We start from the raw sequence: 20,540 nt of genomic DNA on the forward strand, positions 1-20,540 counted from the left end.
AGCTAAATTCCTAGTTTACTTTTCATACATTTTGAAAATGCCGAAGCGTGTCCCCCCTGCTGACGAGAGCAGGTAGGGCAATGGGGCTGTACTGCTTCCAATGATGTTTGAGCCCCAACATCATTAGTACCCGTTCGATAATATTCTACTACAAGCGCATCTTTATGATCCGCGACCATTTTAGGAGCTTTCTTTCCGCACCTGACGCAGCTAAGGCCCTGCATCTCCGCTGTTTGCCCTCTAGTAGGACCACAATCCGGAGCTCGCTTATAAGCTGTGGTTATATCGGGCTTTGGATCAAAAAGCTTCCCATCAGGAACTCCTAGATCACTAAGAGGTACTTTCTTCCCGGTTCCATCGATTGTACTTGTGAGTCCGAGGGGGTCAACCCAGCCTGTTGGGTTAGGAGCATAGGTATATCCGTTCAGGCCACCTGCATAACCGATAGGATCTGTACTGATATAGCGGCCAACAGTTGGATCATAATAGCGATGACGGTTGTAATGCAGCCCTGTCTCATGATCGTGATATTGCCCTTGGAACCTGATCGGGTTCATCACACCATGCTGCCTCGCCCATTCCGAGCGATGCTCCGTCACCTGCCCCCACGCCTTGTATTGCGCGGTCCAGGCCAGGTTGCCTTGGGAATCTGTCAGTTCCTGCGGCGTACCGAGGTGATCACATTGGTACCAGGCCAACGCATCAAACGGTAACGCCGTTGCCTTGTGATTCCACACCGGGTCTTCATCGAAGCTGTATTCACCGCTGTAATCCGGCAGTCCGATCAGATTGATCGGTGCATGCCGTACAGCCTGCGCAACAGGAACAAAAGTCCCCGGTTCGAAGACGTAGTGCACCGTGCGACTCGGTTCGCCATCGCTCTGCGCTGGACTGCTTTCCCAGGCTAGATTGTCACCATCCCAACCGTACAAGGTGAAGCCGCAGCCGAGTTCTCGCTGTTTGCGAGCGTGTTCGTTTCTGTTCCAGAGAGAGCCTGCTTCCGGGCGCTGTTTATAGTGCGCGCGGGAGTTTTTGTGCAGGCGGCGCCCCAGTGCGTCGTAGGCGAAATCCACGCTCAGGCGCGTGTCCTCGAAATGCACCAGTCGATCAAACAGGTCCCAACGTAGATCGCTGCGCTGGCCGTTGTTCCAGCGCTGAATCTGGTTGCCGCGTTCGTCGTAGTCGTAATGCGTGCCGACGTATTCGCGCAGTAGGTTGTCGACCAATTTGCTGCGCGGTGGGGTCAGATCCAGTGGTCGGCGAATCTCTGTCGCTTTGTCGTCGAGCAGGTTGCCGGCTGGGTCGAAGGCAAAAGTTTCCACGCCTTGACGCGTTACGGCGCTAAGCAGACGACCGACAGGATCGTAGCGATAGGCGATTGGCCCGCGGCGGCTGTCGTTGATGTCCGTCAGTTGGCCTACAGCGTCGTATGTGTATTCGCGTTTGAGCAGCGTGGATTTGTCGTCGCTGCGTCCCAGCAATTGCTCCTGCAAGCGACCGACCGGATCCCAGCTTTGGGTTTGCAGCAGGTGGTTGCCTTGATGGCGAGCGACTTCTCGGTGCAGGTCGTCACGCTCATAGCCGATCAGTTCGTGTTCATCCAGGCGCAGGCCGAGCAGGTGACCGCTGCCGTACGTCAGCCAACTGACGCGGTGGCCGTCGGGGCGAACGGTGGCAACTCGCTGGTTGAGCACGTCGTACTCGTGCTGCCAGATCGCGACGGTGGGTTTTTCCAGTCCGAGGTAATGTTGGTGTTCGCGCAGCAGATTGCCGGCCGGGTCGTGGAACCATTGCAGGCGGCTGTCGGCGTTATTGGCCAGCACCAAGTTGCCGTTACCATCGTAGGCAAAGGTTTCGCTTTGCGACTGGTCGCCCAGGGTGGCGCGACGTTCAGTCAAACGACCCATCGGGTCGAAGCTCAACGAAATGACGCGTTTGCCATTGACTGATTGGGCGAGGCGACCGGTGAGCGGGTCGTATTGATAACGTGTGCTGCGCCCATCGAAGCCGCGCTCTTCGAGCAGACGACCGACCGGGTCGTAGTGGAAGTGGGCGCGTTGTTCGTTTTCGTTTTCCAGTGCCGTTAGCCGTCCGAGACGGTCCCAGCGATAGTGCAGGGTCTGCTCGGCGGCATCGACACGTTCGGTGATCAAACCGGCAGCGCTATAGCTCCACGTGGTGCAACGATCGAGACCGTCGACATGCGCCAACAATCGACCTTCAGCGTCTCGCTCAAAGCGTTCCTCGGTCTTGTCCGGGTGCTTAATCAGCACCAGTTGGCCAGCCTTGTATTCGAATTCGGTGGCGCTCCCGGCCGCGTCGGTGAAGCAGATCATCTGCCCCAGTTCGTTGTATTCCCAGGTGCTGGTCTTGCCCGAGCAATCGACGTACTCGACCAGTTGCCCGGCGTCGTTGTAGTCGAGTGTTTTTTCGTTGCCGTTGGCATCCTTGATCGCCGTGGTCTGGCCGGCCTTGTTGTAGGCGTATTCGGTTTTGTTGCCGAGCGGATCGAGCGCTTCGACCAGATTGCCCTGATCATCATAAGCGTGTTGCCACTGACCGCCCTCGGCATCGCTGATCTTGATCAGCAGATCCTGATCATCGTAGGCGTAATGCATCACCGTGTGATCGGCGCGGATGTGCTCGAGCAGGTTGCTGCGCTCATCGTAACTGTAACGATCGGTGCTGCCATCGGCATTCACGCGGCGCACGATGTTCTTGGCGTCGTCGCGGAAGAACCATTCCGAACGCTCGTCGGCGTAACGGATGCGGTAGGTGTAGCCAAGGATGTCGTAGTAGTGCCAGGTCTCGTTGCCAAGCGCGTCGGTGACGTAGGTCAGACGGATGTTTTCGTCCCACTCCAGACGCGTGTCGAAGCTCCCGTCATCGGCCCATTCGCGCACGGCTTTGGCCTTGGCGCTTGAACCGTCCCACTGCAGGTTCATGCCGCGCCCGGTGCGGTCGGTGTAGCGGGTGATCAGGTGATGCTGGAACTGATACGACCAGACTGCGCCGTTCTCGTCCTGCGCCTGAATCAGGTCGCCATAGGCGTCGTATTGGTACGCACAAAGTTGTCGCAACGGCTCGCCGTCAACGATCTGCCAGAGGCCGATAAACCGGCCGTGATCGTCGATCATCGTGCCGAGGTGCAGGTGCACCTTGCTGATGTCGTTTTCCTGGTAGGTGATCAGGTCGGAGAGCACCGAGTGTTCGCCGTGACGATGCTCGTAATGCAGCATGACCCCGGCGCCGTTACGCAGCGAAATATTGCTCAGCACAAAGCGCTGGCCACGGCGGACGTAGGTTTCCTTGCGTTCGAAGCCACGGCACAACAGCAACTGGTCTTCGCCACTGCGAACCAGTGTGATGTTTTCGATGGCGTCGTAGTGGAACAGGCCGACCTTTGGCAGCGGGTAGCTGTGGTCGCGGCCGTCAGCGTCGCAGAACGTCAGGCCATCGTCCACGCAGTCGAAGCGCGTGGTGAATTCGCTGATCCAGCGAGCGCCGAGTTCGCTCTGATCGAAGGCGTCGAGGCGTGAGTTGTAGGTGCGTGTCCATTCGATCGGGAAGGGGCCGGGCAGGCTGAAATCGGTATGGCTGAGGCTTTCAGAGCCTATGGCGAAATTGATGCTGTATGGCGTGGCGCATTCACAGGGGCCTTTCTTTGGATTGGGCGCGCCTTTCGCCGGTGCCTGTTGGCCGTGGGCGGCCAACTGTCCCTCAGATGCCGTACGCTTCGCCTGTCCGGTCTTCTCCGGGTGGACGGCGGCGTTCTGGCCATGGGCATTGCGCTTGCGCCACAATGTCACGGCGCCGGAAAGGATCAGCAGCAACCAACCGATGGAGTTCTGAACGGACTCGTCGTCCAGCTTGCTCAATTGGGTGCGTAGTTCCGGGCCCATCGCCCGCAGTTTTTTGGTTTCGGCGGAAACGTTTTTTTTGAGGTCATCAGGAACAAGATTTTGCGCCACGCTGTTGGCCAGGCCTTTGCCTGCTGACTTCAGCGCACTGTTGGCAGCCCCAAAAATATTGCTGAAAGACGCCAGCGGATCATTCTTGAATTGGTCGGCCGCAGCGCTTGCCTGGATGCTGGCTGCATTCAGATCACCTTTGGCATCCAGATTGCCAAACGCCACCGCTTCGATGCCTTTGGCAATTTCGTTAACGACTTCTTCGCCGAGCTTGCCAGCGTCCGCCAAAATACCGGGCAACTTGCCTTTGGCCTGTTCAACAAAATCATCCAGTGTGCCGATAATCGAGGCGTTCAGGTGACCAACCAGCACCTCGATCACGGAAGTGCTGAGCAACAACTTGCTGCTGGCCCTCATCTCCTGACGCACCAGAAACAGTGTCGGGCGCAGTGTCATGCGCGCCGCTGCCATTGCCGGTGGTAAAGGCAATACGCCGATCAGGTTGATGCCAAGGCTGGCCCACGCGAGCAAGTCGCGCTGCTTGGCGTTCGACAGGGTGACGATGTCACCCAGCGCATCGACCAGCGCCATGATGTTGCCCACCACGGGTAAGGCGCCGGCGACGTTCTTGATCCGATCAAGAGTGACCACACCGCCACTGGCGGATTGAAGCCAGGCGTCGAAGGTTGCCGCACCGCTGGCAACATCCTGAATGTCGATGGCATTCAGGGGAACGATGGCAACTTGAGGTTCACGTTTTACAACAGCATTTTCAGTGGTCATGACAGCATCTCACCCGCCAGCAGGCCCGGGGTTTTCAAGGAAGGTTTTGGCAGACTCGGTGCAGGCAGGCTCGGCAATTTGCCCGCCTTGCTCGCCGCCCCTAGAAGCCCCGAAGCACTCGGCAACGCCGCACTCGCCAGTTTCGGCAACCCGACCACCCCGCCCTGCACCACACCTTTCATCTGCTGCGCCGTTTGCATCGCACTCATCCCTGTTTGCGCCATGTCCTTGCCCTTCTCCAACATGTCCCAACTCTTGCTAGGCAAGACCTGCGCGACCATGGCTTGCACCTGACTCGGCACGTCCTCGGCCCCCGGTGGATTCAATGGCCACTCCGGCTTGCCGATGTAACTGCCATCGCTCCAGGTGTCCGCCGGGTCCTTGCCGAACAGCACCCGCGCCGGGCCTGGGGCGGCGCCCGCGACGCTGGCGAAACCCTTGGCGTCGAGCTTGCCCTTGATGCTTTTGCCCAGCGCATCGATGACTTCGTAATCGCCTTCCTTGATGCCCTGACGCCCGGCGTACTGGTTGAACAGTTCCAGCGCGCCTTTGCCCGGTTTCGGCGGTTCCGGGAATACCCCGGCCAGACTTTTCGCCCCGGTGTAGGCGAAGTTCGCCGCGTGCGCGGTGTAGGGGCCGCTGGTGGCGTGGGTGATGCCGCCGGCGTTGTAGGTGGTGGCGCTGCCGCCGCCCTGGATCACCAGTTCGGTTTTGGCGGTGATGGTGATGCGGTCGGCGTTAGCGGTGATGTTGAGTTTGGCCAGCAGGTTGATGCTGTCCTTCAGCGCTCGCACGTCGATATCGCCGGAGGCTGCGACCAGACGCCAACCCATGCTTTGCACGAACAGGCGCATGCCACGGCTGGCACTGGCCAGCAGGCGTTTGCCGATGGAGAAACTTGTGTGACCGGTACTGCTCAACGCCAGGTGTTCGCCGGTGGCGATGTGGCTGGAGCGCGGTGTGGTCAGGGCGATACCGGCCGGGCTGGCGAGCACCAGATGCGGCTCAGTGAATTCCGGAAATTCGTTGGCGGTCATGTTCGCAGGACCACTGCCGAGCACGCCTTGATGCTGGGCGTGCAGCGCTTTGGCGACGTCGTCCTGATCACCCGCATCCTGAGCCTGAAGCTCTTTGGCCTGCACCGCAAAACCGTCTTGCTGATCGCTGGCCGTCGCGAGGCGTTCAGCGGTCTCCGGTAAATCCTTGTGGTGCTTGGATTCGTTCGGGCGCGGCTCGGTGGTGATGAGCAGACCGGCACCGGCACGCACCGCACCGTGGCGGTCAGTTCTTAACTCAAAACCCTCTCCTCGCGGCTGCCCACCTGAAGGGCGCGGATGGGTCAGGTAGCCGAGGTTGATCGCACTCGCACCATGATCACTGCGCAGCGCGATGCTGATCTCGCTGGTGGTGTCGTCGATGCGCAGTTCGTTGGCGCGGCTGCCCTTGTATTCCTTGCTCTTGACCGTGGCCAGGGTTTTGAAATCTGGCAGCTTGTACGGCGGCAGATTGGCGCCGTGGTACAGGCAACCGGTGATCAGCGGCTGATCGGGATCACCTTCCAGGAAGGTGATCAACACCTCCATGCCGACCCGCGGAATGTTGATCGAGCCAAAGGTCTCGGCTGCCCAGCTCGATGCAACGCGCATCCAGCAACTGGTCATGTCGTCGTGCTTGCCTTCGCGGTCCCAGAAGAACTGCACCTTCACCCGGCCATACTGGTCGCAGTAGATCTCTTCGCCTTCAGGGCCGCAGACCACGGCGCTCTGGGTGCCGAGGACTTTCGGTTTCGGGTGATCGAGCGGCGGACGGTACGGCACGTCCCACGGAATCGCGCTAAAGCGGTTGCGGTAGCCTTGGTGGAAATCGTCTTTGTTGTCGGTGGTGTCGCTGGTGACCGACTCTTCCAGCACCTGCGGTTGTTTACCTTCGTGCAGAATTTCGGTGAGCAGCCACAAGTCATTCCACGTCGGGTTGGCGTGGTCGGTCAGGGCGAGGAAATGCCCGCTGACCAGGATCGGCTGATCGCTGTTGCCTTCGGCCAGACGATAGTCGCTGCGATGGCGTTCCAGCGCGCGATTGGCCAGGTGTTTGCCACGCTCACGATCAACGAAACGGCCCGGGTAATCGTAGTCTTCGAGGTCCGGTTGCGCGCTGCTTTTGGCGTCGCTTTCCAGCTCGATCTTCGGTTTGACGAAGTCGTAATCGCGCCGCGTGGTGCGGCTGGTACGGGTGGCCAGACGCAGGCCGAAACGCTTGACCACCGGTTTGTCGGCAACCAGTCCGGAGTCCTGCTGATAGGCCACTGGCGCCAGTTTCGGGAACACCGTCTGGTCATCACCAAAGGTCAGTTTGTGACCGCTGGCGGTGTGCTGGAAGTGGTAGTGAATCCCCTCCTCTTCGCACAGGCGCTGGATGAAATCGAGGTCCGACTCGTCGTACTGCACGCAGTAAATGCGCTCGGGATAAATCGCGCTGAGCTGGAAGTGGTAATCGCTGGCAAGGATGCCGTGTTCTTCCAGAACCTGGCTGATGATCTGCTGCACGGTCATCTGCTGGAAAATGCGCTGATTGACCCGGTGCGCGAGGTACGCCAGTTGCGGGCGCAGGGAGATCTTGTAGCGCGTCAGGCGCTTGCCCGCCTCGCCCTGGGCGATGCTGTAGACCAGCCCGTGGATGCCGGTACCGCTCGGCGACAGCTGAAGAAACGCCAGTTTGTGCAGCACGCTTTCGAGGTTGATCGAAGCCTTTTCGCTGACCAGTTCCAGCTCGAATTCGAACGGCGTGTTAAGGGCCTCACGACCGGTGAACGACAGCACCTGGAAGTCGCTGTCGATGCCATCGACGGTCAGATTGAAATGAGGCTGGTTGGCCGGTGAGAACATCCCTTGTTCCTCGCGCAGTGCTGCGACGCGCAACAGCCCGCTGTGGGGCTATTGGCAAAGATTCTTTAAAAGTGAATCCGCCCCGACCGGCGAAACCGGCCGAGGCGTTACAACAATTAGTCGCGATTAAACGACTGGAGCACGCCAGTCATCGGAACCCGAAGTACCGGATACTTCGTGGGTCCAGGTGATTTTGCGGTAGGTGAACTGCACTTCTTCCAGGTGAGTGAAGTGCGCGTTGCCTGGATCCTGGCAGTTGTGCATTTTGTTGTTGATGGCGACGATGATCGCGTCTTCCAGTTTGGTGGTGTAGTAGTGCTCTTGGGTACCTTGAGCCGAAGTGCGGTACCACTGGATAACGATTTCGCTCATGCGCTCGCCGGAGGTCAGAGCCGCTTGCAGCAGAGGCGAAGCCTTGTCGTAGACCTTGGTGATCACAACTGGCTTGTGAACGCGCTGACCGGTTGGCTGACCGGATTGCGGGTCACGCGGGATGATCACGTCGTGGGTGAAAGCCTGAACCATCACCTGGTCTTCGTGACCTTCCTGGTAGGTGTTGCCAACGGAGTCGGCGGTGAAGGCGCCGGCAGTGATCAGGCCTTGTTTTTCGCCGGTAACCGACATGTACGCTGGTGTTGCCATGGGATGCTCTCCTTGCTGAATCGTGGGGTGCGCCGATAGGTGATATCACCCAAGAGGCGGCCAGTTGCCATCAATTAATATGCCAACTTTTTCAAACCCTTATAAACCGGGGGTTTAGTTCGTTTTCTTCGCAGATACGGAGAAAATTCCCACTGAATTCGTCGAAAAGTGCGCAAGAAGTTGCGCAATACTGCGCAACTTCTTGCGCACTTGGCTGGAAGCCTTGACCGGCAAGGCCTGTAGCGGTTTTTATCGAGTTTTTATTACGGACAACTGCGCAACTTCTTGCGCACTGGTTTGTTGAAGGCTATGCCGAATTGAAACATTTACCGACGCAAGAATGCTACACCTCCAAATCGGCATAGCCCCTGCTTAGGCAATGTGTTTCAGTGGGTCCAACTGGATCAGGGACATCTTCGGGAACTGGGTCAATCGCCGTCAGCGCCAACAAGTAGCCATTGGCAGGCGCCTTCCTGACGGTCAGCCACGAGCAGAGGCGTCCATCCGACTCGAAGTCGAAGATTCGTGTTTTCTTCGCTACGGGTAGTAACCAATTCGGTCGCTTTGTCGATGCTCATCTGGCACCCTCATGCTAAGACCATTGATGAAAGTTAACCTTGAGTCCGCCTGACCATATCTGAACGGTTCGGGTTACGATTATCAAGATGGCGCAGCGAGGCCCGTCCACTCACCATCCCCCCGAGCGACAGAATGCGGTAAGCCGCCGCACAATTCCAAGCCCTAGGCATTTCGCTCTAGGGCATGCCCTAGTTAGCTAGCGCGCGGTGCCAGTGAGCGTAGCAAACTCAAGCATGGTTACCTATCGAGGCAGACCTCGGAAGTGTAGATGAATGGGTTGTTGCATCGGTGGCCGGATAAATCTGAATCTGTTGAGTCAAGCTGCCCCAAAGCCATCGCGGCTAAGGGGCTGCCGAAGTGTTCGCGTTATCCCGGGGTATGCCAAAACAGCCGTCCTTCAGGTCGAAAGCTCGACGCCTTTACCCCATCGCTGCAATCGTTCCCAGTCTCTGTGCTCAGGCGGCGGGGCGCTCGAATCTACCGAGGTAACGCTGCGTATTACCTGTGACATACTCGCTCACCGTGCGGTTTATCAGGTTTTCCACATTAAGGATCTTGGCGGCATCCTCCGTGATAAATCCGAATGGGATAGGCACCGGAGACAACGTCGGCAAAACCAAGTGGTAAATCACAACCGCGCATTTTCCGTGAATGACCATCGCCTCAAGCGGAGCCAGTTGCTCTGACTCAACAAAACCGCACAGAAGCTGCCTGGCATTGTTGCAGTCGCCTTTTGCGCGCTTAATCGCCGGCCAATCATCGCTGGCAGAAACAGGGATCAAAATCTTAGCGTCGAAAACCGGTTTACCATCACTCCCGACTCCCTTGCTTTTTGTTTTTGAGAGCTCAGAAAATGCACTGCAAATCTGGGCATGCCTAGCCGAGCGGCCCCAGAGTTCGTGAGAGGCCGGAGCCAGCCAGGACAGGCTAATCGGGGCTGCTTGCGGTTCACCCTGAAGCGCTTTCTGATGTTTGCGCAGCACCGAAAAAACTCTATCCCAGTTTTGCTGTAGCTGAAGCGATCCAAAAAGTCGCAGCCCGGAAGACTCTCTAACCTGTGCAACGGCACTCGCGCTGTTGTACAGAGCAGAAAGGTCCAGCCCATTTGAAGACAAAAAGTCGTAGGCTTCTGAATCTCCCAAGATGTCGGCGAGCTGAAGAACCTGATTGAGGTTTCCTCTACCTAGCATGCGGCTCAACTGCTCCGTACGCTGACGCATATAGATCTCGTTTTCGCGCAGGCCTTCCTTCGCGACAAAGCGTATCTGCCGAGAGTCGGCATCGATGCTTACACGCTCTTCTATCTTCTCCCAGCCATCCCTTACTTTTTGAACGCCTGCGACCTTGTAGAGCTCCGGCGGCAATGCATCCTGCGCCTGCCCGCCTAGGTGACCAGCGCGATATATGTCGTAAATCTGACGCATGAACGCACCGACGGCCTTCGCTCCAGACTCGGAAAGCGTATCGCTTGGCGCCTGCAATTCCAGGCAACGTTTGGAGTCGGCATCTCCAAGGCTTTTTCCAAGGCAAGTAAACGACAGGAGCTCAAACACGAACATCTGCTCGCGCTCTTCCTTGCGCTTCACAATCGGTGACTCATGGTTGCTGGCAAACAAGCCACGGCCTTTATCGGTCAGCTCTATTCGTCCATCAGGACGCGTTTTAAGCTCCCCCGTTTGTAGAAACGGTGTGATTGCAAAACTGAGCTCTTGAGCCGTAAACCCGAAATAATTGGCGATTTCAGCTGGTAGCAACGCCGAAATCTTGAGCAGCCGCAGAAGAAATTCCGGTACGACTGGCAGCCCCCCTTTGTCCACAAGGGTGTACTCAATACGAAACTGTTGCGCAGGCACAACGACGTCCAGCTCGAATAGAACAACTGGATTAAGCTCCATCAGACAACCCTCCTGGCCGGCGTCACCGGTTTGATGCAGTAGTTGATCGTGTCCTGTTTCGTCTGGATAAAGCTGGCTACCTGACCCAATGGAAGCCTCGCGTTCCTGCCGCTCCACATTTTCAAACTGCCTACGATGACCAACCGCTCCATCGCGCGTGACATCGCGACGTTGATACGATTCGGGGTCGCCAAAAAGCCAGGTGATTGATCCGGTTTAGCCCTAGTCAGGGAGACGATGATGATGTTGTTTTCTTTACCCTGATAACTATCGACGGTCTCGATTTTTACCAGCTTGCGGAACTCCTCCGACCAAACTTTCTCGGCAAATCTCTTTCTCACTAGTTTTCGCTGATCGAGATACATGCAGATGACCCCGATTGGAGGCTCTTGCGACTCGGCCATCTCCATAGCCATGCCCGCGCAAAATTCGGTGTCCTCTGCGATTTCTTCCAACAGCCGTATGATCGCATCCGCTTCAGCATTGTTAGACAGGCTCAGCGTGCCGCTGTCGTAGGCTTTTTTGCCTAACTCGCTGGTGTCGATCCAAGTGACCACATGGGACAAGCACTCAGGAACCTTTTGTGAAAAATAGTTGGGACTTGGTCTGTAACCGTTCTCAAGGTCGATGTCATAGAAGATCTCGTTAACCAGATCGCCAATCGCTGGGAGCATTCGATATTGCGTATTGAGCGTCGCCCGAGTGGCGCGCCCATACTGCGATTGGAACACTCGCTCAAAGTCGCTGCGCATGACCTGCTGGAATTCAGCTGAGCTCGTGGTAACGCCCAGGGAACGAGCAATGGCTGCCTTATGTTCTTCCTCATAGGTAGGACGCAGTTGGTTGTGGTCGCCGACCAGCAGAACCCGAGAGCCCACCTGCATGGCGATCGCTAATTCACTCGGCGCCGATCGAGCAGCCTCGTCGATGATGACCCAATCAAAATGGGTTTCTGCAAGCTTGAGATGTTGCAGCCCGATACCCACGCAGGTGCCGCAAACCAATGTCCTGGACCGCATTAGGAACTCATCATAATTGGCCCTGTTGCTCGACAGGCGCTCAACGTACTCATGAGAAAGCTGGATCAGGTCAAGGCAGTGCTTGAATTCCGGAGGCCGAACTCCATGAACCGTTTGGACGTGATCATAGATGCGCTTCAACAATTCTTGGGGTCTGCTTTCGACCTCACCCAGTTCGCCAAGAAACAAGCTGGCATTTAGATTCAGCTCGCCCATCAGAGAGGACTTCAGCGCTTGCAAGGCCACTCGTTCTGCTCCGTCTCCCTGAGCGCGCAAAATTTCCTCGTCCAGTTTTTTCAGCGATCGAACCAAGTGAAACACTCGCTGATTCACATCGACCATCGTCTGAACAAAATCCTTACTCAAACCCAGCGACGAAGCCATGAAACCCACGCGTTCCTTAAGTTCAGCGCTAAACCCATTTCTCTGGCGGTCGACGATATTGCGAGAATAAACGTCCAGTAGCTCCTCAGAGACAACCTGGTCACGGTTACTGAAGCGCACAACGTTCAGCTCGGTGTCCAGCCGACGGCAGTGCGCGCGGATCCGTTCTGCTGCAGTATTGACAGCTTCATGAGACTGGCTGACAAGGAGGATATTTCGCACCCCGACCTTGCTGATCAGATAATGGATGAAGGCCGCGATAAACTCTGTCTTACCTGTCCCCGGAGGTCCCTGCAAAAGGCCCACCGGGCCCGTAGTGATAAGCTGCGTAAATGCGGCGCGCTGCGCCTCATTCAGCCCGATGACCGTTCCGCTAGCAGTGGTGCGCTCGTACACTGCAAAGTCCGCATCGGTGGGCTTTTCAGCATACGCCCGTGGTGCCAACTTGCATTTTTCGTCGAAGTAATCCATCAAATCTGGCAGCACTGACTGCCGGTTCAAAATCCGTTCCATCGCACCACGACGACGCGTCATTGATGTCTTGTTTTGCCGACTTTGGAGGAACAATTGAGAGCCAGCCTGCACGCGCTTCGAACGATTGGAGGCAAGCACGTAGACTGCATCACGCACGCTCATGCCCAGGTTGATCTCACCGATATCAATATCCTTCTCCCCGTCTCTGAGGATCAGCCGGATGTTGTCTCCCGCCTCAAAACCCTCAAGGGCCTTTGCATTCATGGCGTAGGGAATCAAAAGTCCTACGCCATCCTTATGGAAGTGTGGCTCTTCGGAAACACGGAAAGAGGGCTGGGCCTCAAGTTCAGTAGAGGTTATGGTTTTCCAAATCTGACTGACTGGGAAACTGCGCACTTTCACAGTTTCTAGCTGCGCCTCATCTATGGCCAGTCCGTTGTCCTCGTCCTCACCGGTAATCGAGTCCGCAACGCTTTCACCGACCTCAATCGCCGCTTGCTTACGCACTTCGGCGTCATGTACCTGTGCGGCAAGGCTTAAAAATGCCTCGTCTTTGACCAGAAGCTTAGTCAGCTCATAAACATTGACGCTGGTACCGCCCGAAACACTGAACCGCGCCTCTATGTAGTGGTTTGCCTGACGCGCCAAATAGGCAGGAACTCGCATCTCCTGAACGGCCCTGAACGCATTTACAAACTGCTTGGTAGCGGGATTGAACTCGGTCAGTAACTGCCCGCCAACACCTGCGAACGTTACCTCCAGGGCTTTGGTGGGGGCTTTTTGGTCGGGCTTCACGACAACAGATACTTTCCCGTTGTCAGGCAGAATCTCAAATGCCTCGCCACTTCTGTTTCGAAGGACGATAGAAACGGTTTCAATCGTTTTTGCAGGAGTGAAAGCGGCGTCTAGAGCATCCTTGAAGCGCTCTAGGGACAGAAAGCCGGATTCCGTGTCCATCTCGTGCGCGACAGCCGCTCTCAGATCGGGAATATCCTTCTGCGTAGGCACTTCCCAATCCATGTCCAGGAGCTCAAAGACCATTCGCATTACAGCAAAGTTGTCTCGCTCTGCTGGGGTGCAGTATTCCAATACCGGGCTGTAGCGGGTATTGACCGATGACGCGCCTGAAGCCGAGAAATCCGGACAGTCGAGCAGGTAGACCTGGGTCTTTTCGGGAGCGGGACCGACATTGACTTTGACGTTGTGTGGATGCAGATCGCCGTGGTTCAATTGCTGACCATGCAACCCGTCAACTGCTTCGATGAGTCCATGGGCGACGACAATACGAGTTTCAATCGACAACCCCTTCAGCTCATCCCAGTGCTCACCATCGACATGCTCCTGAGCCAGAAATGGGTTACCGCTACGATCGTAACCAAAGTGTTCAATTTTTGGCAAAAAGGCGAAACCGCTGCCTTTCAGCTGTTCCATGACTTCAAAGAAAGCCATCAACATCGGCCCTTGGCCATCCTTGGGGTCCCGGGCATTAATCGACGGCCATGATTTCACGACCAAGGGGCCGGATCGATAAATCAGTTTCTCAGCCGTGTCGGCGATAGGATCATCGTCCTCCCGGTAAGCGGAGCTCAGCCGTAGATCGGTAGAAAAAACGTCCAGCCGCCGGTTATCAAACTCAAAACTCGCAGAGTTGTCCGGCGTGGACTCGCTCAATGCCTGCTGAAATGCGCTGGCGTGATCGAATCGCTGCTTTGGATCATTCCGCAACGCTTGTGCAAGCACCTTGGCAGGCCAATCTTCTGCCGTCTCAACCTGAGCTTGAACACCTGCAACGTAGGCGACATCGAGCTTCAGAGGCATTGGACGGGCCTGAAGCAGATGCCAACCCATCAGCCCGAGCGCGAAGACATCACGACGAAATGGCGTACTGCCTTCCATGGCAGTGTCTTGGTCTTCGGGGAGCGCGATAGCACCGATGCTCAGCAAGGTACGTAAATCGCCGAGAGTACCGACAGGCTGGTAATAGGCGCTGATGAAGTTGGAAAGGGCGATCGATGACGATGGAGAGAACCACACACTGTGATCACCCAAATCACGGTGAGCAATGTTGAATCCGTGCAGTCCGGCAAATTGGGACAGCAGGATTTTAAAAAGCTGGACGCGCTCAAGCGCGGTCATCCGCTCCACAAAGCGGTTGATGAACTCGTTTAGGCGGTAATGCCCGTCCGGCATTTCAAGCAATTCTGCATATTGCTCAGTAACACTGTCTGGGCTGGCATTACGCTTAGGACGAGCACAACGATGCATCAACTCCTGATCGCGCAGGCGGAGGTAGACCATGACATCCCTCTCGCGCGAGAGGATTCGGTACCGTCCTTCAGCCGTTCGAGCACGGATGTCATCGAGCTTCGAAAAGTCCCAGAGCCGCACCATCGCATGGTCATCCTTGTTATGGATATTGACCGCGTCGTACTCTCGGTAGACTTCTGTAGGGTGTGAGAATACCGCTTGAGACTGCGCACGGTAGTCATCGACAACAAGCTCTTTGGGCTTAACCGTGCCTTCATTGATGATGTCATCGAAGAAGCCGAAATGCTCATTCAATCCGATATTCGAACGCGCGTTGAATCGGTCTTTAAAGCACTTAGGATCGGCCATTTCCAGAAAGTCATTTAGCAGCATGACATGCTGCATCTCGACCTCAGGAAGATTCAGAGTGCATTTTCCGGTGAGCACAATGCAGAAGTCGATCCAGGGCTCTTTCCCATTAGGCAGTTGAGACTTTAGGCCCTTGATTCGTTTCCTCAGCTCATAGGTTTTCCGACGGGTTTTGTCTACCGGCGAGACTTCTGTTTCCTTCCCGTCTTGATGCCATTTACCTCCGTGATTAGTGATCTCACCGCGCCAGTGCTTAAGCTCCACAACAAGAACGAGGCTATGGGTGACGATGACAAGATCGAACTCGCCATCTGAGCCCCGCGAATTCGCAAAACGAAAGCCGGCATAGCCGCGCCAAGGCCATACCCCATTGCCTGCCTCAGGCTTCTTCAATTGTTTCAGAACGTCAAACGACTTCCCTTTCGTGCAGCCTGACCCAGGTTCCGGTGGAAGCGATTTGGGCCCGAATGCTTTGGCCATCTTGTCGATAGCGTCGATCTCAAAAGAAAGGAGACCTCCTTCCCAATAGCGTACGTCCATGTGATCCCCGCAACATTTTTACAATGGAGTCAATCTGCCATACGTTAAGGTAAATAGCGGCGTATTGAAATCAGAGAACGGACGACTTAACAATTTAGGATTCTCTTTTTGAGATCTGCCCAACCCACCGTTTTCCATGCCGATGACGACGGCTAAACGCGCCACGATCCACTTTGTAGTGGTCTAATGAAACCGGACACCCATTTAGGCGAGCTGAGCGATCGCTAGGTGGGCCAGATAACCGCTCTACGGCCAGACTCTGCTCTTGAACAACTTTCGCCACCGCTTGCTTTGGGTTGAGCTAGTCGAGGAGATCCTTTGCACTGGTCAAGTCGAATGCAATGAGTGATCCGGTCGATGCAACTACTCAATTGATCTCGCGACCAATTGTTCCTGACCCGCACTGCCGACCTGCGTGATCAAAAAATAGGTCGTTAGCACGAAAGGTGCGGAGGTCCCAAGTTAAATCGGTGGCCATTGGCCGTTTGAAGGCGGCAGGATTCGCAGAAATATGATATCTGCTGACGCAAAAGTCGCTGCTGCGCAGTGGCAGCGTATCTCAGATAGATGCAGATAGCGGAAGCACCGCTTGGTGCGATCAGGCTAAGGTATGCGAGGTTGGTTGCAACGTATTACCTACAGGCATAGGCCAGGGTTAAAGATCGATGCGTCGCTTGAGTTCGTGGCTACCATCGTCCTTAAAACTGGACTCAAGAAGGTGAGTTCGCCGGACGCTCACCTTTAGAACGATCATCGTTGGCGAGCAACACGGAAGACATTTTTGCTTCTCGATGCGTCGTAACGAGGGAGTAGAAGTCGCCTAGTACGCCCTTTTAAGTAGGCAGCAGCTTCAGCTCCATCCTATCGATCAAAGCCATTTGAGCGGCCAACCTTGCTGCCTGATCTTCAACCGAGAGTTCTTCTGAATTGCCGAAGAAATTCGTCGCGAAAATATCGGCATGAAAATTCATGGTTTCGCTGGCAGTGTCATACACCTTGAAGGCTTGACTACCACAGTCATAGAACACTTCTCGGGCATCGCCAGTCCTGACAATCGCAATGCCCGCCGCTTTTTTCTTCCCGCGCGCACCTTTGCCCCGACCAGTGAAGCTGGTCGCACAAAAGCTCATCACGTGAGCTTCCCCAGACTCAACCTTACTCAACCGAGTAACTGACATCCCTTGTGCGTATGCATGAGCGACGGTGTCAGGAGAGAGAGTACCGTCTTCAAGCACGTGATAAGGATGACAAGCGCAGGATGCAACCATCTCATCGTTAAGGACGACGCCTGGCGAGTGAACGGTAGTCGAATGTGTCTCTGCATTGCACTCTGTGCATGTCAGTACCTTCGAAAGCTTAGCAGCTGCCGCTTGGCTTCCCAGCGAACTAGCGAAGACCGTATGGCAATTCGGACAAATGAGCTGTGACATCTTCCCTGAAACTCTCAGTCAGAAAAATTTGTAGTTCTTGAGGTAACTGGCTTACCAAGCAGTTCATGGCAAGAATCGGTTTACGGTTCACCAAGACGATAGCTGAATATTGATCGCTGCCTTTGAATTTTAAAGTAGCAAATCGCGATTCATCTTTCCATATCACAGAAACCGCGCCGTTATTACTCAAAGTCAAACTTGGCCTTGAAATAGAAAGCCCACGAACTTGATTCAATAAAAGCCTAACCGCTTGCACAGTACAGCCATCAGCAGGCTGACCACCCATCCCGTCCCAATCAGGCTCTTCATTTTCAAAATCATCAAGACGTACGAAAGCATTACCATAGTCGGGATAGCTACGCGCCCCTACTATCTGAGCATCAATAAGAAGAGCCGAAATTTTTGATACAACAGATTCATGGCTGAATCGAGCCATCTTCAACATGACTTGAACACTTGGCTCTTCTGTAGGAAAAGATGGCCAGTTATCCAAGACACTTCTTGCCTTAGTCAGAAATGCCACGGCTTCCCACGGGTAGCCACCAGAAAAACCGACGCCTCCAACGCATGGAAAAGATGGAAAAAGTCGGGTATTGAAAGCTCGCTCTTTAAAAGCTGCAACCGGCTGCAACTCCGAATGACTGTAAAAACAATCACGCTCAATATTGTCCTCTTTTGCCAAGCGGACGAGAAGAGCTTGATTGACAACAAAGTCCTGAGTACTAGGATGCATAACTGTCACCTTCTGGCACTAAGCCGAAAAACTCCCCAGCATCTTCGCTCAGGAGGGAGGCAACGATCATTTTATTCTTCTTATACAAATCATCATATGACTTGCGAAGTAGCTCAGTAGTAATCGGTGAGGGATCACCAAAAATCAAACGGTGCAAGCAGCTAATCACAAGCTTGTCTTTATCGTTATTCACTGGAGAGTGCAACAAGTTAAAGGTTGTTTTAATCGCCGTACCATTAGCGAACGGCTCATAAAATGAATGCTCAAACCGCCAATAAGAAGCACCCTTAAATATCGACATCGGTATCCAATCACTCTGATTATTCAAAATCTCATCAAAGCGAAGTTCGCGATCAAACTTAAAACTTGTCACAACCTTAAGCCCTATTGACTCCGGCGCAACCGTATTCAATAGTTCAGTAACTGCCGCCTTAGAAGTTTCAAGTGCACGATTACGACTAATTTCCCAGTCGGAATGCGCTACATCGTTTAGCAGAAACATGAATCCGTTTTCACGAATATTGAGTTCAATGGTTTTTGCCGTATCGACCGCATCAGCATCTTCCCCATCGTCTGCAATGATTTGAGTCAAATCTGTAGACTTTTTGAACGTAGCAAAATCAGACTGAGGATTATCAATCTCTTTCTCAGCAGACCTAATTTCGATGCACCGGGGGAGCTCGGCGATATCGCGAACGATGGTTGACAGGTTGGCCATGACGCCCTGATCCAACCCCGCTTCCCACTCAAATCCGAAAAGCAGGCGATCAATAGCATTCCGACCTCCGGAGAGATGGATATGCTTGGCAAGCCTCGATTCCAATTTAGACATTTAGCCTCTACGTACCTTCTTGTCCCGATTCCGTTCAACCGCGCATGTGCTGCGGTGGACCATGTGGGTGGTGCTTCTCACCACCTGGCGATAATCGCCAACCCGTATGACGCTTCCTGTTGCGTGTTGGTTCGCCTGCTTAGGCTCATTCGAGCAGGTTAGGTCATGTGTGACGCAATGCAACGGCATCAACTCAAAACACGATGATAACAGTTTAAATAAACGCCTCACTGGACCAACTGATAGACGTACGAGATGCGAATGCAATCACAATGATGCGTAAGCTAGCGTTTTGCTATCAAGCTGTAAACGCTAGTTTTGATGAAATTTTTAACACAACAGTCGAATGACATCACCCTCGCGCATCCTCACAGCCCCCTTGATTGGAACGCCTTTAACGTCGACTACAAATGCCGCCCGCTGCCTCACCTCTTCCCGCAGCTGCAATTGGAACTGAGCTTGGATCTCTGCGTAAAGCTGAGTCCGTTCTTTATCGCGGTCATCCACCTACATCACGGGAGATCTCATGGTTGTGAGTAGCATTGCTCGCTTTGTAGCCCTTGTGCATCTCGTCCGAGAAGGCGCTCTCTACCTCACTCGACAGAAAGGCATGATTGACGCGGCTCAAAGTCTTTTTATGACCCAGAATCCCCAAGATGATGGCTATGAGCCTTCATCATTTCTCGGTAATGTCTTTCTCATCGAAAAGTGCATCGCAACTCGTCGATCCAGCAAAGCGACCTGGCGAAGTCGCTCTCTCCGCAGAAGATTTGGAAAATGACTGAAGTAGAAAACCGTGGCCACATCTTCATTTCCTACGCATGGGGCAATGGATTTGAGAACAAGGAATGGGTACGCCAAAGGGTCCTTACCCAAATCAGTTGGAGCCATGACGTATTTTGGGATCGTGACAGCATTGCACTTGGTGACTCTATTGATGGAGTCATCGCCAAGGCACTGTGCAAGCGACCGATCCAAATCTTGTGCTTATGTGACCAGGACTATGTCAATGCAGCCCAAATAGAAGGTTCAGGACTGCACCGCGAGCTCAAAATGCTGAGCAAGATTGCCGATAATCCAGAAGTTCGAATTGTGCCGATTATCCTAGAAGCGGGGTGCGTCGCTAAGCTGCCGGAGCCACTAATAGGACGTCTTTACCTAAATCTGCAACCATTGCACGAACTGAACATTGATATTGGAACAGCGGTGATGGAAGTGGCCGAAGGCAGGACCGCCGCCCAAGTACAAAGTGGCGTCAACGCTCGACTGGCAGCTTTCAAGCTACGCGAGCGTGCCCTTAAATACTTTCAAAAACGACCGGTCGAGGTATGGGGCAACGGTAACACTCACGAAGTTACTGTCTACCGAGAAGGCCAAGCACCATATCTGCTCCTGCCCATGCCGTGGATGTGGGAAAGCAGCAATTGGAACTACATGCTCAATGATGATAGCCCAACGTTTTGTCCCACTGAGGGACGCTGGCACTGGGAGCTTTCCTCCTCCTCCATTGATATGCGGCCCTTGGCGACAGCCGTTCTATCGACATTCTTCGATCAACTGGATAGCAGAATCGTAGAGCCTTGGCTTAACCAGGGCGGCATCGTCCTGGCTAACACGTTTTTCAGAACGGTCATGGAAACGGAGGCGTTCAGTTTCGACGCGGAAGATGTCGTGGGTTTCCTAATGCGCCGCGACGAGGGCTATCAAGCCCTGGAGAAATTACTGAACGCTGCGGATGAAGGTAGCGATTCGAAGTAGTTTAATGTCTTAACCTAGTAGCCGTTCGGGGCTCTTCCGAACGGCTTGAAAAAGCCGGCTTA

9 protein-coding genes are annotated in these 20,540 nt (G+C 54.6%); 1 reads left to right on the plus strand and 8 read right to left on the minus strand.

Translation table 11 applies throughout. The features are described 5' to 3' along the window. Positions 1 to 2: 2 nt before the first annotated feature. The 8 genes from AC0J41_RS25575 to AC0J41_RS25610 form a co-directional block, all read right to left on the minus strand. Positions 3 to 4,694: an RHS repeat-associated core domain-containing protein gene (locus AC0J41_RS25575; protein ID WP_473013907.1), complete on the minus strand. Its 4,692-nt coding sequence runs from the start codon at positions 4,692 to 4,694 to the stop codon at positions 3 to 5. Next, a complete protein-coding gene (locus AC0J41_RS25580; RefSeq protein WP_473013908.1) occupies positions 4,691 to 7,576 on the minus strand; it encodes a type VI secretion system Vgr family protein in 2,886 nt (961 codons plus the stop codon). The genes AC0J41_RS25575 and AC0J41_RS25580 overlap by 4 nt, the downstream gene beginning before the upstream one ends. Before the next feature lie 126 nt (positions 7,577 to 7,702). After that, complete coding sequence (locus AC0J41_RS25585) at positions 7,703 to 8,218, minus strand: Hcp family type VI secretion system effector (RefSeq protein ID WP_007949952.1); 516 nt, start codon at positions 8,216 to 8,218, stop codon at positions 7,703 to 7,705. A 1,034-nt stretch (positions 8,219 to 9,252) separates the two neighbouring features. Further along, entirely contained in the window at positions 9,253 to 10,692 is a 1,440-nt protein-coding gene (locus tag AC0J41_RS25590; protein ID WP_473013909.1) for a hypothetical protein, read from the minus strand. Then, the gene (locus AC0J41_RS25595; protein ID WP_473013910.1) at positions 10,692 to 15,725 is read right to left on the minus strand and encodes an AAA domain-containing protein; all 5,034 of its coding nucleotides are present in this window, start codon (positions 15,723 to 15,725) and stop codon (positions 10,692 to 10,694) included. The genes AC0J41_RS25590 and AC0J41_RS25595 overlap by 1 nt, the downstream gene beginning before the upstream one ends. Positions 15,726 to 16,558: 833 nt before the next feature. After that, positions 16,559 to 16,858: a hypothetical protein gene (locus tag AC0J41_RS25600; protein WP_473013911.1), complete on the minus strand. Its 300-nt coding sequence runs from the start codon at positions 16,856 to 16,858 to the stop codon at positions 16,559 to 16,561. 253 nt (positions 16,859 to 17,111) lie between these two features. After that, positions 17,112 to 17,888, minus strand: a complete 777-nt coding sequence (locus AC0J41_RS25605) for a hypothetical protein (protein ID WP_473013912.1) — start codon at positions 17,886 to 17,888, stop codon at positions 17,112 to 17,114. After that, positions 17,878 to 18,720, minus strand: a complete 843-nt coding sequence (locus tag AC0J41_RS25610) for a hypothetical protein (protein ID WP_473013913.1) — start codon at positions 18,718 to 18,720, stop codon at positions 17,878 to 17,880. The genes AC0J41_RS25605 and AC0J41_RS25610 overlap by 11 nt, the downstream gene beginning before the upstream one ends. Before the next feature lie 777 nt (positions 18,721 to 19,497). Here AC0J41_RS25610 and AC0J41_RS25615 point away from each other — a divergent pair. Beyond that, positions 19,498 to 20,478: a toll/interleukin-1 receptor domain-containing protein gene (locus tag AC0J41_RS25615; RefSeq protein WP_473013914.1), complete on the plus strand. Its 981-nt coding sequence runs from the start codon at positions 19,498 to 19,500 to the stop codon at positions 20,476 to 20,478. The last annotated feature ends 62 nt before the right edge of the window (positions 20,479 to 20,540 follow it).

This window comes from Pseudomonas sp. Arb-4-2C (assembly GCF_055755015.1).

Excerpts from the sequence above, each read along its gene's own strand:
- AC0J41_RS25615 (WP_473013914.1), top strand. The coding sequence starts at position 19,498 with ATGACTGAAGTAGAAAACCGTGGCCACATCTTCATTTCCTACGCATGG.
- AC0J41_RS25575 (WP_473013907.1), bottom strand. The coding sequence starts at position 4,694 with ATGACCACTGAAAATGCTGTTGTAAAACGTGAACCTCAAGTTGCCATC.
- AC0J41_RS25580 (WP_473013908.1), bottom strand. The coding sequence starts at position 7,576 with ATGTTCTCACCGGCCAACCAGCCTCATTTCAATCTGACCGTCGATGGC.
- AC0J41_RS25585 (WP_007949952.1), bottom strand. The coding sequence starts at position 8,218 with ATGGCAACACCAGCGTACATGTCGGTTACCGGCGAAAAACAAGGCCTG.
- AC0J41_RS25590 (WP_473013909.1), bottom strand. The coding sequence starts at position 10,692 with ATGGAGCTTAATCCAGTTGTTCTATTCGAGCTGGACGTCGTTGTGCCT.
- AC0J41_RS25595 (WP_473013910.1), bottom strand. The coding sequence starts at position 15,725 with ATGGACGTACGCTATTGGGAAGGAGGTCTCCTTTCTTTTGAGATCGAC.
- AC0J41_RS25605 (WP_473013912.1), bottom strand. The coding sequence starts at position 17,888 with ATGCATCCTAGTACTCAGGACTTTGTTGTCAATCAAGCTCTTCTCGTC.
- AC0J41_RS25610 (WP_473013913.1), bottom strand. The coding sequence starts at position 18,720 with ATGTCTAAATTGGAATCGAGGCTTGCCAAGCATATCCATCTCTCCGGA.